At 74.2% G+C, this 15,479-nt stretch carries 13 protein-coding genes and 1 tRNA gene; 6 read left to right on the top strand and 8 right to left on the bottom strand.

Annotated elements, in window-relative coordinates; genetic code table 11:
- Window positions 1-173 precede the first annotated feature (173 nt).
- Together AC3EVP_RS21530 and AC3EVP_RS21535 are read left to right on the top strand one after the other, a co-directional pair.
- Window positions 174-1,298: an LLM class flavin-dependent oxidoreductase gene (locus AC3EVP_RS21530; protein WP_335977812.1), complete on the top strand. Its 1,125-nt coding sequence runs from the start codon at window positions 174-176 to the stop codon at window positions 1,296-1,298.
- A gap of 369 nt (window positions 1,299-1,667) precedes the next feature.
- The gene (locus AC3EVP_RS21535) at window positions 1,668-3,527 is read left to right on the top strand and encodes a glycosyl hydrolase family 18 protein (protein WP_435131906.1); all 1,860 of its coding nucleotides are present in this window, start codon (window positions 1,668-1,670) and stop codon (window positions 3,525-3,527) included.
- Window positions 3,528-3,631: 104 nt separating this feature from the next.
- On the opposite strand, the gene AC3EVP_RS21540 is transcribed toward AC3EVP_RS21535, so the two are convergent.
- Entirely contained in the window at window positions 3,632-4,453 is an 822-nt protein-coding gene (locus tag AC3EVP_RS21540; RefSeq protein ID WP_435131908.1) for a sulfite exporter TauE/SafE family protein, read from the bottom strand.
- A gap of 102 nt (window positions 4,454-4,555) precedes the next feature.
- On the opposite strand from AC3EVP_RS21540, the gene AC3EVP_RS21545 reads away from it, so the two are divergent.
- Window positions 4,556-5,422 carry an AraC family transcriptional regulator gene (locus AC3EVP_RS21545; RefSeq protein ID WP_435131911.1) on the top strand — a complete coding sequence of 289 codons (867 nt, stop codon included), beginning with the start codon at window positions 4,556-4,558 and terminating at the stop codon, window positions 5,420-5,422.
- Here the strand turns inward: AC3EVP_RS21545 and AC3EVP_RS21550 are convergent.
- Window positions 5,359-7,134, bottom strand: a complete 1,776-nt coding sequence (locus AC3EVP_RS21550; protein ID WP_335977818.1) for a putative bifunctional diguanylate cyclase/phosphodiesterase — start codon at window positions 7,132-7,134, stop codon at window positions 5,359-5,361. The genes AC3EVP_RS21545 and AC3EVP_RS21550 overlap by 64 nt on opposite strands.
- A 425-nt stretch (window positions 7,135-7,559) precedes the next feature.
- On the opposite strand from AC3EVP_RS21550, the gene AC3EVP_RS21555 reads away from it, so the two are divergent.
- Window positions 7,560-8,933 (top strand): M6 family metalloprotease domain-containing protein, encoded by a 1,374-nt coding sequence (locus AC3EVP_RS21555; protein ID WP_435131913.1) that lies wholly within the window; start codon window positions 7,560-7,562, stop codon window positions 8,931-8,933.
- A gap of 3 nt (window positions 8,934-8,936) precedes the next feature.
- A complete protein-coding gene (locus AC3EVP_RS21560) occupies window positions 8,937-10,187 on the top strand; it encodes a M6 family metalloprotease domain-containing protein (protein WP_335977821.1) in 1,251 nt (416 codons plus the stop codon).
- Window positions 10,188-10,235: 48 nt separating this feature from the next.
- Here the strand turns inward: AC3EVP_RS21560 and AC3EVP_RS21565 are convergent, their stop codons facing one another.
- From AC3EVP_RS21565 to AC3EVP_RS21585, 5 genes are all read right to left on the bottom strand, one after another.
- On the bottom strand, window positions 10,236-10,664 hold the full coding sequence (locus tag AC3EVP_RS21565) for an OsmC family peroxiredoxin (protein ID WP_335977823.1): 429 nt from the start codon (window positions 10,662-10,664) through the stop codon (window positions 10,236-10,238).
- 177 nt (window positions 10,665-10,841) lie between these two features.
- A tRNA-Lys gene (locus tag AC3EVP_RS21570) sits at window positions 10,842-10,915 on the bottom strand.
- 18 nt (window positions 10,916-10,933) lie between these two features.
- The gene (locus AC3EVP_RS21575) at window positions 10,934-11,494 is read right to left on the bottom strand and encodes a bifunctional DNA primase/polymerase (protein ID WP_335977824.1); all 561 of its coding nucleotides are present in this window, start codon (window positions 11,492-11,494) and stop codon (window positions 10,934-10,936) included.
- Between the two features lie 122 nt (window positions 11,495-11,616).
- The gene (locus AC3EVP_RS21580) at window positions 11,617-11,979 is read right to left on the bottom strand and encodes a hypothetical protein (RefSeq protein WP_335977826.1); all 363 of its coding nucleotides are present in this window, start codon (window positions 11,977-11,979) and stop codon (window positions 11,617-11,619) included.
- A gap of 134 nt (window positions 11,980-12,113) precedes the next feature.
- A complete protein-coding gene (locus tag AC3EVP_RS21585) occupies window positions 12,114-13,202 on the bottom strand; it encodes an FAD-dependent monooxygenase (RefSeq protein WP_435131918.1) in 1,089 nt (362 codons plus the stop codon).
- A gap of 139 nt (window positions 13,203-13,341) precedes the next feature.
- On the opposite strand from AC3EVP_RS21585, the gene AC3EVP_RS21590 reads away from it, so the two are divergent.
- Complete coding sequence (locus tag AC3EVP_RS21590; RefSeq protein ID WP_435131921.1) at window positions 13,342-14,223, top strand: LysR family transcriptional regulator; 882 nt, start codon at window positions 13,342-13,344, stop codon at window positions 14,221-14,223.
- Here AC3EVP_RS21590 and AC3EVP_RS21595 read toward each other — a convergent pair.
- The gene (locus AC3EVP_RS21595; RefSeq protein ID WP_435131924.1) at window positions 14,213-15,385 is read right to left on the bottom strand and encodes a methyltransferase domain-containing protein; all 1,173 of its coding nucleotides are present in this window, start codon (window positions 15,383-15,385) and stop codon (window positions 14,213-14,215) included. The two genes, AC3EVP_RS21590 and AC3EVP_RS21595, sit on opposite strands and share 11 nt — an antisense overlap.
- Window positions 15,386-15,479: the final 94 nt, after the last annotated feature.

The following is a 15,479-nucleotide window of genomic DNA, read 5'->3' on the forward strand; positions in this document are numbered from 1 at the left end:
ACATGGTCATTGCCCTCTTCGGGCTGATCTGCAAGTGCTGATTCGCGCCGGTCCGATGGGAGCGCGCGGAAGCGGGAATAAGGCGGCCGCGCGCCCCGGTTGCACTGGGCGGACGATCACACGCGTCCGCACCCGCACTTCATCCACTCGCGCAGCACAAGGAGGCGCCCACCGTGGCCGACGCAAGCCTGCCCGACCCGGGACACGGTATCCGGGGGACGGTCCGCGGGAGCGCTCCGGTGCCCCTGTCGGTGCTCGACCTGGCCACCGTCGGCAGCGGCTACACCGCCGGGGACGCGCTGCGCACCAGCGTGGAGATCGCCCGGGTCGCCGAGACCCGCGGCTATCACCGGATGTGGGTCGCCGAGCACCACTCGATGCCGGGCGTCGCCAGCTCCTCGCCCGCGGTGATCCTCGCCCACCTCGCCGCCCACACCCGCACGCTGCGGCTCGGCTCGGGCGGCGTCATGCTGCCCAACCACGCGCCGCTGGTGATCGCCGAGCAGTTCGGCACCCTCGAAGCGCTCGCCCCCGGCCGCGTCGACCTCGGCCTCGGCCGCGCCCCGGGGACCGACGGCGCGACGGCCGCCGCGCTGCGCCGCACCGAGTCCCTGCACGAGGGCGCCGACGACTTCCCGCGCCAGCTGGCGGAGTTGACCCGGTTCCTGGACGACTCCTTCCCCGACGGCCACCGCTTCGCGCGCATCCACGCCATCCCCGGCCCGGTCCAGGGCACGGCGGCCGGCGGGGTGCAGTCCCCGGCCCGGCCGAGCGTGTGGCTGCTGGGGTCCTCCGGCTTCAGCGCGCAGCTGGCCGGTGCGCTCGGGCTGCCGTTCTCCTTCGCGCACCACTTCTCCGCGGCCAACACGCTGCCCGCACTGGCGCTGTACCGCGAGTCGTTCCGCCCCTCGGAGGTCCTCGACCGGCCGTACGCCTCGATCGGCGTGGCCGCGCTGGCCGCCGAGGACCCGGAGGAGGCCCGCCGCCAGGTGCTGTCCGGGGCGCTGAGCATGCTCCGGCTGCGCACCGGCCGCCCCGGGCTGGTCCCGACGCCCGAGGAGGCGGCGGCGTACGAGTTCAGCCCGATCGAGCGGGACTTCGTCGACTCCTGGCTCGGCAACGTGATCTACGGCGACCCGGCGGCGGTGAAGGCCGGGCTCGACGAACTGGCGGGGCGCACCGGCGCCGACGAGCTGGTGATCACCGCGAACGCGCACACCCCGTCCGCCCGGCTGCGGTCGTACGAACTGATCGCGGACGCGTACGACTTCCCGAAGGACATCGCCGCGTCCGCCTGAGCGGGCGCGGCTCTGGCAGGTGAGCCGCCGTCGGCCGAAGGGGCCGGCGGCGGCTTCGTCGTGCGCCGGCGGCGGTTAAGGGAGGGTTACCGGCCGGTCGGTGGTCCGTTCGGTGCGCGGCGGCCGGCGGGCGCCGAACGCCGACTTAAGTACGACTTAAAGCCCTCGTCACGGCTGTCGCCGCACGTCGGCGCCATGTCGGCGGGGTGCCGCGCCGCGCCCCGGCACCGTCCGATTGGTCTAGTCCAACTCTGGTTCAGACCATTGACGTGCACTTGACCAAGGGTTAACCATTCTGGACGCCCCTTGTTGTTCCTCCCTCTCCCCCCGGAGGTCCTTGTGCACTCAAGGTCAAGGAAGAGAGCGTTCGTGGCCGCGGCCACCAGCGCCGCCGTCGGACTGGGCCTGTTCGCCGCCCTGGTCGGCGGGGTCGGCACCGCGCAGGCGGACTCCGCCGGCGCCGCGGCGAAGGCCGCCGCGGCCCAGCCCGCGGCCGCCGCCGCGAGCAGCGGCGGGGCCAAGATCGCCTACTACGACCAGTGGAGCGTCTACGGCAACGCCTTCTACCCGAAGAACCTGGACACCGAGGGCATCGCCGGCAAGCTCGACATCCTCAACTACTCGTTCGAGAACATCGACCCGACCAACCTCACCTGCTTCGAGGCGACCAAGGCGTCGGACTCCACGAACGAGTCGGACCCGAACGCGGGCGACGGCGCGGGCGACGCGTTCGCCGACTACCAGAAGTCGTTCGGCTCGGACATCAGCGTCAACGGCACCGCCGACGTCTACAACCAGCCGATCGTGGGCAACTTCAACCAGCTCAAGGAGCTGAAGGCGAAGTACCCGAACCTGAAGATCCTGGTCTCGCTGGGCGGTTGGACCTACTCCAAGTACTTCTCCGACGCCGCGGCGACCGACGCCAGCCGCAAGAAGCTGGTCAGCTCCTGCATCGACATGTTCATCAAGGGCAACCTGCCCGTGCAGGGCGGCTACGGCGGCGACGGCAGCGCGGCCGGCATCTTCGACGGCTTCGACATCGACTGGGAGTACCCGGGCTCGGCGAACGGCCATGTCGGCAACCACTACAGCGCCGACGACAAGGCCAACTACACCAAGCTGCTCGCGGAGTTCCGCAGCGAGCTGGACGCGTACGGCACCGCCAACGGCGGCAAGCACCTGCTGCTGACCGCGGCCCTGCCGTCGGGCCAGGACAAGATCGCGAACATCGAGACCGACAAGATCGGCCAGTACCTCGACTACGCGAACGTCATGACGTACGACATGCACGGCGGCTTCGAGGCCACCGGCCCGACCAACGAGCAGGACCCGCTCTACGAGTCGCCGGACGACCCGTCCACCGCGGTCGCCCCGGGCACCGAGAAGTACAGCACCGACAACGCGCTCAAGGCGTGGACCCAGGGCGACGCGGCGTACGGCATCCCGGGCGGCATGCCGGCGGCCAAGATCACCATGGGCTACCCGCTGTACTACCGCGGCTGGACCGGGGTCGCGGCCGGCAGCAACCACGGCCTCTACCAGTCCGCGACCGGCCCCTCCGCGGCGCGCGGGATCAGCGCGACGGCCGGGATCGCCTACTACAAGGAGCTGAGCGGGGTCGTCGACAACTCCGCCGACACCTTCTACGACGCCAAGTCGCAGTCCGCGTACTTCTACGACGGGTCCACCTTCTGGACCGGCCTGAGCGACCAGTCCATCACCGCCAAGGCCGACTACGCGCACTGCAACGGCCTCGGCGGGTCGATGATGTACTCGCTGCTCGACCTGGACGCCTCCGCGACGCTCTTCAACAAGATCGTCACCGCGACGAACGGCTCGGCCACCGACTGCTCCGGCAGCTCCACGACCGGCGGCACCAGCAGCGGTACCACCAGCGGCAGCACGACCGGCGGCACCACGTCCGGGACCACGTCGGGCACCACGTCCGGCACCACGGACGGCGGGACCACCTCCGGCACCACGTCCGGCACGACCTCGGGCACCACGTCCGGCACCACGGACGGCGGGACCACCACCACCGGCGGGACCACCACCGGCGGCACCGGCGGCACCTGCACCCTGGCCTCCTGGAGCGCCAGCGCCGTCTACGTCGGCGGCAACCAGGTCTCCTGGAAGGGCCACAACTGGCAGGCCAAGTGGTGGACCACCAACGAGGAGCCCGGCACCACCGGCGAGTGGGGCGTCTGGAGCGACCTCGGCGCCTGCTGAACCGCCTCTTTGCCCGCGGGGCGGGCTGCCCCCACGCTCCCGCCCCGCCCAAGGGCCCGCGTCCTTACTCCCCCCGAGGACGCGGGCCCCTCCCTCGCGCGCCTTCACGCCCCCGTGGCCGTCATCACCACCAGGACCACCAGCAGCAGCCCCACGTACGCCGCCGAGTGGACCCGGTCCGGGACCCGGCCGGCGGTACGCCGCAGCAGCGCGATCACCGGCAGCGAACCGGCCAGCAGGGCGGCGCCCGCCGCGGGGTCGACGTAGCCGAGCCGACCGGCGCCGCCGGCCGCGGTCACCGCGGGGGCGAGGGCGTAGACCAGGGTGCCGGTCAGCGCGACGGGGACGCTGAGCGGGTTGGCCGTCGCGGTCGCCTCGGCCATCGGCAGCCCGCGCCGCCGCAGCAGCGGCACCGTCATGACGCTGCCGCCCACCCCGAGGCCCGCGGCCACCAGCCCGATCCCGACCCCGCCGAAGGTGACGGTGGAGCGGCCCAGCGGCCGCGGCCGCTCCCGGGCCACCGCGGCGAGGAAGCCCTTGCGCAGCAGGCTGTCGGCGATCGTCACCAGCAGGTAGGCGGCGAACAGCAGCCGCAGCGCGGTGCCGCCGACCAGGGTCGCGGCCAGCGACCCGGCGGCGGCGCCGAGCGCGATGTAGCCGGCCAGCGGCCAGACGTACTCCGTGCGCAGCCGGTCCGCGCGCCACTGGGCGAGCGCCGCCGCGGAGGCGTTGACGGCCATCACGGCCGCCGAGGTCGCGACGGCGACGTGCATGGCGTCGGCGCCGCCCGCCGCCGGGCGCGCGGCCACGGTCAGCACGCCGTAGACGACGGGCACCGTGACGAAGCCGCCGCCGAAGCCGAAGAACACCGTGGTGACGCCGGTCAGGCAGCCGAAGCCCACCAGCGTGAGGAACGAGATCAGCACGCCCACGACGCTAGGCAGCGGCCCCGATGGCGGGCAATCGATGCTCGGCCACCTTCCTACGCGCAGCAGACAGCGCGGGTGATCGCGCGTAGCCTCGTGCGCATGCGCAACGTCCCGCTCGCCGAGGTGGACAGCCTCGACCGCGCGGTGCTGGCCATCGGCACCGACTACCCGCGCGAGCACCTGCTCGCCTGGCACGAGCACCGCCGCGCCCAGGTGCTCTACGCGGCCACCGGCGTGATGCGGGTCGAGGCCGCGGACGGCCGCTGGACCGTGCCCACCGCCCGGGCCGTGCTCATCCCGCCGCGCACCCGGCACCAGGTCGCGATGACCGGCGTCAGCACCCGCAGCCTGTATGTCGAACCGGCCGCGGTGCCCTGGTTCCCCGACCGCTGCCGGGCCGTGGACGTCTCCCCGCTGCTGCGCGCGCTGCTGCTGGCGGCCGTCGACATGGAGCCGCGCTATCCCGAGCACAGCCGGGACGCGGCCGTGGTCGCCCTGATCCTGCACGAGCTGAAGGACCTCGCCCCGCTGCCGCTGGACGTGCCGCTGCCGGCCGACCCCCGGCTGCGCGACCTGTGCGAGGCGTTCTGGCGGCACCCGGACATCCACGACCCGCCGGCCCGCTGGTGCGCCGTGCTCAACGTGAGCGAACGCACCCTGGCGCGGCTGTTCCGCCGCGGCACCGGCCTGAGCTTCGCGCAGTGGCGGCAGCGCGCCTGCATCCTGCACTCGCTGCCGCACCTGGCCGCGGGCACCCCGGTCACGCAGGTCGCCGCGCTGCTCGGCTACGACAACCCCGCCGCGTACACCGCCGCGTTCGGCCGGCTGCTGGGCCGCCCGCCCACCGCCTACGCGGGCCCGGCGCCGGGGCGCGCGGGGCGCCCGGACCACGCGGGCGCCGGTCAGCGCGGCGGGGTCCGCGCCAGCAGCTCGGAGATGGCGGCGGCGGCCACCGGACGGGAGTAGTGCCAGCCCTGGCCGGTGTCGCAGCCGATCCGGCGCAGCCGCTCGGCCTGTTCGGCGTTCTCCACGCACTCCGCGGTGACGGTCAGCCCCAGCCGGTGCGCGAGGTCCACCAGCGCCTCCACGATCGTCTCGTCGGCGGGGTTGGGGTGTTCGGCCGAGCGGAAGCCCTGCACGAAGGAGCCGTCGAGCTTGAGGGTGGAGACCGGCAGCCGGCTCATGTAGGCGAGGTTGGAGTAGCCGGTGCCGAAGTCGTCGATGGCGATCCGCACCCCCATCTCGTGCAGCGCGTGCAGCGCCTGGAGCGGGCGGCCGGCGCTGCCCATCACCGCGGACTCGGTCAGTTCGAGTTGGAGCAGCCGCGCGGGCAGCCCGGTCTCGCGCAGGATCGCCGCGACGTCGGCGACCAGGTCGGAGTCCCACACCTGGCGCACCGCGACATTGACGCTGACCACCAGGGGAGTGCCGGGCCGCTCCCGCCGCCATGCGGCGGCCTGCCGGCAGGACTCGGCGAGCACCCAGCGCCCCAACTGCACGATGGAGCCGTCCTCCTCGGCCAGGCCGATGAAGCGGCCGGGCGCGAGCCGCCCGAACCGCGGGTGCTCCCAGCGCACCAGGGCCTCCACCCCGCGCACCTCGCCGCTGCCGAGCGCGACCAGCGGCTGGTACTCCAGCACGAACTCGCCGCGCTCCACGGCCTGCCGCAGGGTGCTGGACAGGGACTGGCGGGTCATCCGGTGCTCGTTGCGCTCGGGGTCGAAGAGCGTCCAGCGGCCCTTCCCGTCGTCCTTCGCCCAGTACAGCGTGGTGTCGGCGGCCTGCATCAGGCCGGTCGGCGTGGTGCCGTGGGCCTCGCGTTCGACCACGCCGATGCTCGCGGAGACCGCCAGGCGGTGCCCGGCGACGTCGAACGGCTGCCGGAACGCCTCGAGTACGGCCTCGGCGAGCGCGGTGGCCTGCCCGGTGCCGGTGGAGTCCCGCAGCAGCAGCGCGAACTCGTCGCCGCCCAGCCGGGCCGCGAGGTGGCCGCCAGGACCGGCGCAGGTCAGCAGCCGGTCGGCGACGGCGGCCAGCAGTTCGTCGCCGACCCGGTGCCCCAACGTGTCGTTGATCGCCTTGAACCCGTCGAGGTCGAGGTAGCACACCCCGATCCGGCCGGTGCCGCGCTCGGGGGCGCGGGCGCAGGCGTCCGCGAGCCGCTCGAAGAACAGCGCCCGGTTGGGCAGCCGCGTCACCGGGTCGTGCATCCGCAGGTGCCGCAACTGCCGCCGCAGCGACTCGCGTTCGCTGACGTCCTCGACGCTCAGCAGCAGCGTCCGGCCCTCGGTGCGGCACAGCGCCAGCTCCGCGCGCAGGTCGCCGCCGTCGGACCGGGTCAGCCGGCGGGTGCAGCGCAGCCGGCGCCGCCGGCCGGCCAGGACGTCGTCGAAGGCGGTGGAGACGTGCGGGTCGCCGGCCAGGCCGAGCAGAGTCCGGGCGTCGGCCGCCAGCATCCGCTCCCGCGGCATTCCCAGCAGCCGGGCCAGCGCGGCGTTCGCCGCCAGCACGCCGCCGTCGGGGCCGAGCAGCGCCAGCGCCGAGCGGGCGGCCGCGAAAGCGGCCCGAAAGTCACCTGGCTCCGCGGCGTACGAGGACCTGCGCGACCGGTCACAGCGGGTGATGGTGGCTGCTGTGCTGTCGGGCTCGACGCCGGGGCCGCCCGAGGGTCCGCCCATGGACTGCTCCCTGTTCGCACTGTCGTCAGTCGCGATCATATGGGCAGGCGGAGCGGGCGATCCAGCGTCGCACCGGCGATGTGTCGCGGGGGTCCCACCCAGGCGGGCCGTTACCGCCGGTCCCGCTCGATCACCTGAACGCCCCCCGCACACCACGACGCAGGGTAGTCACCCGCAGGGGTGGCGACCGACCCGCGCCGGCGCCCGCGCCCACCCGTACCGGCGCGCCGGTCGTACGTTTCTGCGCCTCTTCCACCTCCCGCGCCCCGCACGCCCGTACGTCGGTATGCCCACCCCGGTCGACGCCCGCCGCGGCACCGTTCCGGCGGCAACCCGCACGGAGCAGCCGAAGCCGACATAACGCCGTAATCCATAGCAATGTGGGGAAAGTCCCGGACCGGAACCCGAACCTCCCGGAGGTCCTTGTGCGGCGGTCAGACCTCGCGTCAGGCAACCCGGCGGACGGTCCCCCCGCGACGGGCGCCGGCCGCCGCCCGCGGGTGCTGCGCGCGTTCGGCGCCGCGCTCGCCGGGTTCGCCGCGCTGGTGGCCTGGACCCTGATGACCGGACCGGCCGCGGGCGCCGCCGAGGGCACCGCGTGCCTGCTGCCGCGCACCGCCGTGCACCACTCCGAGGGCGTCGACAGCTGGGACGGCGACTACGCCCGGCCCGACGGCGACGTCAAGGCGCTGATGGTCTTCCTGTCCTTCCCCGGCTCCCCTCCGCAGCTCACCCCCGCCCAGGTCGCCGCCGACCACTACCCGGCCACCAGCCGGTTCTGGGAGAACGCCTCCTACGGGCAGTTCCGGCTGCACCTGCACGCCGACACCCGCTGGCTGCGGATGCCCCGCCCCGCGACGGACTACCTGATCAGCCGGAACTGGGACGCCGCCGACCGGGACGCCTACCTGCGCGACGCGATCGCCACCGCCGACCCGACGGTGGACTTCGCCGGATACGACGTGGTCTACCTCGTCGCCGACCCCGACGCGCCCGGCGTGGACTCCGACGCCACCAAGGTCGTCAACCTCGCCGCCCCGATCACCGTGGACGGCAACCCGATCCGCCACATGGTCACCGTCTTCGAGCACCACCCGCCGGACCGCAACGTGCTCGCCCACGAGACCGGCCACATCTTCGACCTGCCCGACCTCTACTACCAGCCGCCGCCCGGCAGCGACGCCGACTGGGACACCCACGTCGGCGACTGGGACCTGATGGGCAGCCAGTTCGGCCTGGCCCCCGACCCCTTCGCCTGGCACAAGTGGCGGCTGGGCTGGCTGCGCCCGGACCAGGTCGGCTGCGTCACCGGCGTCGGCACCACCTACCACGACCTCAGCCCCGACGAGACCCCCGGCGGCACCAAGCTGCTGGTGCTGCGCACCGGCGAGGACACCGCGCTGGCCATGGAGGCCCGCACCCGCACCGGCAACGACCGCATCGCGTGCAGCGAGGGCGTCCTGCTCTACGACGTCCGCTCCGACCGCGAGTCCGGCGCCGGGCCGATCGACGTGGTCGACGGCCACCCGGGGCACTCCGCCTGCCCGGCCACCTCCGTCTACCCGCCGCTGGCCGACGCGCCGCTGGGCGTCGGCGAGTCGTACACCACGCCCGACCACAGCACCGAGGTCACCGTGCTCGGGCACCTGGGCGACGGCACCTGGTCGGTGCGGGTCACCGAGGCGGCCGCCGGCACCCTGGACCGGCCCGCCGACGGCGGCACCGCAGGCACCGGCGGCACCGCCTCCGGCCCGGGCACGGGCGGCACCGGCACGGACAGCACGGGCACGGCGGGCTGACGGGTGGACCTCCGCCGCCTGCGCCGGCGCCCCGGCATACGCGCCGCCGCCCTCGCGTTCTGCGGGCTGCTCGCCGTCGGCTCCGCCATCGTCGCCGAACCCCGCCCGGCCGGCTCCAACGCCGCACCGCCCGCCTCCCGCCCCTGCGCGCTGCGCGCCCAGCCCGGCGTCGCGATGTCCGAGGGCTTCCCGCCGCACCCGTACCACGGCAGCGACGAGGAGTTCGCGCCCTCCACCGGCAAGGTCCGCGCGCTCACCCTGCTGATCGACTTCCCCGACGCCAAGGCCCCCTACAGCGCCCGCGAGCGCTACGGCGAGTTCTTCCCCGCGGTCAAGCAGTGGTACGCCGCCGCCTCCTACGGCCGGCTCGACTACGAGTCCACGCCCGTGCTGCGCTGGATACGCATGCCGCGGCCGTTCTCCGCCTACGGGATCGGCCGCGGCTACGGCTGGGACCAGCACACCGCGATGATGCGGGACCTCGTCAAGGCCGCCGGCCCGAGCGTCGACTTCCGCGGCTACGACATCGTCAACATCCTCGTCACCCCCGACGCCGGCCCGCCCGCCGACCAGGCGGTGCTCTCCGTGACGTGGACCGGCGCCTCGGCCGCCACCACCGGCGACGGCACCCGCCTGGACAAGGTCTCGCTCATCTACGGCCACGACCAGTCCGGCTTCCGGGTGCTGGCCCACGAGAACGGCCACGCGCTGGGCCTGCCCGACCTGTACGCCGTCGACGACTTCCAGCGCACCGACCGCCTCGCCGGCCAGTGGGACAGCATGTCGCTGGACTGGGGGCTGCAAGGCGACCTGCTCGCCTGGCACAAGTGGAAGCTCGGCTGGATCGACGACCAGCAGATCGACTGCGTCACCACCGCCGGCACCCGCACCTACACGCTGCGGCCGATCGAGGTGCCCGGCGGCGGCAAGGCGGTGATCGTGCCCTTCGGCGACACCACCGCCTACGTCCTGGAGCTGCGCGAACCGCTGGGCGACGACAAGGACGCCTGCCGCAAGGGGATACTCGCCTACCGGGTGCGCACCGACGTCGACTCGGGGAAGGGCCCGGTCACCGTGGAGGACGCCCATCCCCGCACCGCTGCCTGCACCTACAGCAGCGCGTCCTTCAACTCGCTCAACGACGCGCCCTTCGGCCCCGGCGAGGGGTGGACCGACCGGGCGGACGGCTTCGGCTTCAAAGTGCTGGCGCCGGACGCGGCCGGCGACTGGCGGGTGCGGGTCACCCGCCGCTGAACCCGGCCGGCCGGCGGGGCCGACCGGGCTCGTGCCACGGCGCGGGGATCAGGCCAGCAGCTCGGCCTCGAGGGTGATGTCCACACCCGCGAGCGCCTTGCTGACCGGGCAGTTCGCCTTCGCGTCCTGCGCGGCGGCCTCGAACGCCTCGGCGGTCAGGCCCGGCACCCGCGCCTTGACCGCCAGGGTGATCCCGGTGATGCCCTCACCCGGCTGGAAGGTGACGTTCGCCACGGTCTGCACGGTCTCCGGCGGGGTGCCCGCGCCGGCCAGGCCGTGCGAGAGCGCCATCGAGTAGCAGGACGAGTGGGCGGCGGCGATCAGCTCCTCGGGGCTGGTCTTGCCGTTCGCGGCCTCGGCGCGCGACGGCCACGACACCTCGTACGTGCCCACGCCCGAGGTGTCCAGCGAGACCGTCCCGGCGCCGCCCATGAGCGGGCCCTTCCACTGGGTGGTCGCGGTACGAGTGGTTGCCATGGTGAAAGCCTCCAAGAGTACGAACCGGCCGGCGGATCGGGCCGCCGTAGGAACGCTACCCCGCGGCGGGTTCGCCGTGTGTGAGGTACCCGCGCTCCACGTGCGGGGCGGGCGCGGGCGCGTCCCGGCGGCACGACGAAGGCCCCCCGCTTCCGCGGAGGGCCTTCGCCTCTCAGGTGCGCCGCCAGGGACTCGAACCCCGGACCCGCTGATTAAGAGTCAGCTGCTCTAACCAACTGAGCTAGCGGCGCCTGCTGACGTGGAAGACATTAGCACCCGGCTGAGCAGGGTGTGAAATCGATGGCCGGCGCCCGCCGGACCGCCCGTACGCAGGCCCACAGCAGCACGTCGGCGCCGGGCAGCCAGGGCTTGCGGGTGTCGGGCGCGACCACCCAGCGGGAGCGGCTGTCCCCGGGGCGCGGCGCCCGTCCGGCAGGCGGGCTGTCGTACAGCGGCGGCACCGTCACCGCGTCGCCGCGGCCGTGGCAGAGCAGCGGCGGCACCCGGCGGCCCCACTCCTCCCACGCCAGCAGCGAGGGCAGCCGGTGGGCGGTGCCCGGCGCGGCGAGCACCAGCACCCGGCCGCGGTGCACGGCCGCGGGGCCGGAGCCGGGCCCGGCCGCCCACAGCTGCTCCAGCACCTGCCGCCCGAAGAGCAGGGGGAGGTTGACCACGTCGAAGACGGTGCCGCAGGGCAGGACGCTCGGCGCGGCCGGGCGGGCCGCCCACAGCGCCTGCACGCTGCGCGGGAAGGCGCTGGCGGAGGCGAGCCATGCGGCGCCCGCCGAGGTGACGTAGGAGGTGTGCTGCTGACGCTGGATCTCGTCCATGTCTCCACATCTACCGACGTCACGCCCGCACCCCGGCGGAATCGGGGGAACGCGGGACAGCGGTGACGGGTGGCGGGTACCGTGCCCCGGGCCAGGAGGGTACTGGGGGTACGGTGCCCCGGCTACGGGGTGAGGCCGCCGCCCTTGATCAGGCTCTCGCCGTGCTCGACCATCTTCCGGGCGTAGTCCTCGGTCCACCCCGCCTGCTCGGCCAGGGTCGCCAGGGTCAGCCGGTCGAAGCGGCGCGGGTCCGCGAGTTGGGCGGCCGCCATCGCCTGGAAGTCGGTGGCCCGCTCGGCCGCGGCGCGGAACGCCACCGCCAGTTCGGTGGCGCGGACCAGCAGATCGCGGGGGTCCTCCATCGACTCCAGGTCGAAGAAGCGGTCGGACCCCTCCTCCACCACGGCCCCCGGTTCGAAGAGCAGCGGCGCGGGCCTCTTCGGCCGCTCCCCGCCCGGCCGACGCGCCTGCGGCGGCTGGCTCATCCCTACCTCCACCAGTCTCGACAACACCCCCCCATTGTCCCGCACCCCGAAGCCGAAGGGGCGGGGGACCTGGGCGCCCTGCCACGACGGTGCCGCAGGCGGGACGGGGGCGGCGGCGGGACGCGGGCCGTGCCTCAGGACGAGGCGAGCATCCAGTGGCTGAACGCCGCGTAGCGCTCCGCGAAGTCGGCTGCCCCATCGGCGTGTTCGACGGCGCGGGAGTGCACGCGGACCTGGTCGAAGCGGGCCCGGCGCTCGCGCTCGTAGCGGGTGAAGGCGGTGGCGGCGTCGGGGCTGCTCGCGAGGTGGGTACGGAGGACACCGATGTCCTCGACGCCGAGGGTGCCGCCGGCGGCGATGTGCGGGGACAGCCCGTGGGCGGCGTCGCCGACGAGGGCGACGCGGCGGCCGGTCCAGCGCGGGAGCGGGGGCACCAGCGTGATCAGGTTCTCCAGGATGGCGTCCTCGGGGGTCGCGGCGATCATCTCCAGCAGGTCGTTGTGCCAGCCTTGCGCGGCGAGGTGCCGGGCCCGGGTGAGGGCGCGGTCCCGCTTGGTGCCGGTCGGCTCGCCCGCGTCGAACTGGTTGACCATCCACATGGTCCGGTCCGCGGAGACCCGCGCGTAGCCGCCGCGGGTGCGCTCGGCGCCGATGGTCAGGACGCTGCCCTCGGGCCGTTCGGCCCCCGCGGGCACCAGCGCGCGCCAGGCGTAGTGCCCTTCGTGCGGAACGGCGTCGCTGCCGGGCACGAGGCTCGCGCGGATGCGGGAGTGCACGCCGTCCGCGCCGATCAGCAGGTCGGCCCGCAGGTCCGTGCCGTCCGCGAGGTGGACGACGACCTCGGTGCCGGTCTCGGTGCAGCCGGTGGCCCGGGCGCCCAGGCGGATACGGTCCAGGCCGATCCGGTCGGCGAGCAGTTGGTTCAGCGCGGGCCGCGGCACCAGCAGTAACCGGTGGTCGTCGGGGCCGTAGCCGGCGGCGCGCTGGGGCCGGCCGGCCGGGTCGAAGAACCAGGTGTCGATCCAGGCGCCCAGGTCGCGGACGTCGGCGCCGACGCCGATGTGGTCGAACTCCCGCAGCGCGTTGGGCCACAGCCCGATGCCCGCACCCGCGGCCCGGATCTCCGGCGCCTGCTCCAGCACTGTGACCTCGTGGCCGATCGACTGCAGGGACGCCGCCGCGGTGAGTCCCACCAGGCCGCCTCCGGCGATCACTGTACGCATCACTGCCTCCTCGTTCTCCGGTCCGCGGTCACCGGTTCGCGTTCTCCGGTCCGCCCGTGCCCCGTTCGGGACTAGTCCCAGTGAACAAGCGCACTCGTATAACCTCAAATGCATAGAGCTGATCGATAGCATTACCTCCATGCATATGGATCTGAACCTGCTCACCGCGCTGGACGCCCTCCTCGACGAACGCAGCGTGGGCGGCGCGGCCGACCGGCTGCACCTGTCCCAGCCCGCCATGAGCCGCACGCTCAGCCGGATCAGGCGGGCCACCGGCGACGAGATCCTGGTCCGCTCCGGCCGCGAGATGCTGCCGACCCCGTACGCCGAGCAGGTCCGCGAGGAGGTCCACCAGCTCGTCACCCGGGCGCAGGCCGTGCTCTCGCCGAACGCCGAGGTGGACCCGGCCGCGCTGGAGCGCACCTTCACCCTCCAGTGCAACGACGTCGTCGCCGGCGCCCTGCTGCCGCGCCTGACCCCCGTCCTCGCCGGCACCGCCCCCGGGGTGTGCCTGCGGCTGCTCGGGGAGGGCTCCACCACCGCGGACGAACTGCGCCGCGGCCGCGTCGACCTCCAGATCAGCGACCGGGCGGCCGACCACGCCGACATCCGCAGCACCACCCTGTTCACCGACGAACTGGCCGCCGTGGGCCGCCGCGACCTGCCGTACGACCCGACCGGCTGGGACGGGTTCGCGGCCCTGCCGCACGTCGTCGTCTCCCGCCGGGGCCGCACCCGCGACCGCATCGACGACCTCCTCGACGAGCGGCGCCTGCGCCGCCACGTGGCGTTCACGGTGCCCACCCTGGCGCTGGCCCTCGGCGCCGTGGCCGCCCATCCGATGGTCACCGTCGCCCCGGCCGCCCTCACCGAGGGCCTGCTGCCCGCCGCCCTGCGCACCTACCCGCTGCCCGCCCCCACCCCGCCGGTAGCCGCCGTCCTCGCCTGGCACGCCCGCCACGACCGCGACGCTGCCCACCGCTGGCTCCGCACTCTGCTCACCACCACCCTCACCGGCTGACCACGTTCGACGGCTCGTCCAGCCACACCGCCTGGCGGTCCGCCGTGACCGTCAGCCCGAAGCGCCGGAACCCGGGCCGCCCCTGGTCCTGCCACCAGCGGAAGGCCGCCGACACCTCGTCCCACAGCCGCCGCTTCCCGGACTGGTGGACGATGGCGGTGTCCTGGCCGTCGCGGAAGACGACCACGGCCCACGACCTGTCGGTCAGGCCGTAGAACCACACGGGCCGGCGCCCTGCCTGCTTGCGGTCGGGGACATGCGTGCAGTGCGGCACCCGCAAGCCGATCGCGAACCCCGCCACGTCCAGGTCGCCGGTCAGGAACTCCGCTTCCGTGACGGTGGTCGTCGACCTCTCCGCGTCCCCCGTGCCGCGCGCCGGGACGTAGGCGCTGTGCCCGGGGCGGACGAGGCGCTGCGCCCGCAGGCGCATGAAGGCGACCGGCCGCGTGAAGTGCCCGGACGCGCTGCCGCCGTCCCCGGCCACCACCAGCCGCACCGTCGCCTCGGTATACGTGTAGTAGGTGCCCCAGGGTGCGACGACCACGCCGCCCGGGGCGGTCTGCCGCACCCACGTGAACAGACCGGACCGCACCCCGCACGTGGCGATCACCCGGTCGTAGGGCGCGCCCGGCGGATGGCCGAGCAGACCGTCCCCCGTGACCACCCGCACCCCGCCGTATCCGGCCCGCCGCAGTGCCTGCCGTGCCGACTCGGCCACGACCGGGTCCACCTCCACCGACACCACGTTTCCGGCGCCGGCCCGGTGCGCCAGGAGTGCCGCGTTCCACCCGGTGCCGGTGCCGATCTCCAGCACCCGCCGGCCGGGCCGTACATCGAGGTCCGTGAGCATCGAGGCCACCACGCTCGGCATGGACGACGACGAGGTGAAGACGGTGCCCGGCGCCGTTCCGGTGTGCGCTCCGTCGTCCCACTGCGTGACGATCGGCACGTCGGCGTCCGCGTACCGGTGCCAGGCCTCCGGGTCCACCGCCCTGTCGACGGCGACCGCTCGGCCGCTCGCGGCGTCGTGCGGCCACATCAGGCCGGGCAGGAAGGCGGTACGGGGCACCGCGGCGAACGCCGGGGCCCAGTCGGCCGGCACGAACCCCGCCTCGGCAAGGGGGCGGCCCGAATCCGGCCGCCCACCGTATCCGTCGGTCACTTGCGGTGCTTCCCGTCGCCCTCTGGGCTGCCGCCGTCGGGGCTGGGCTCCGGCGGCGTCCAGGGAGTACCGGGCAGGTTGTCCTCATCCCCGT

This window comes from Actinacidiphila sp. bgisy144, assembly GCF_057708105.1.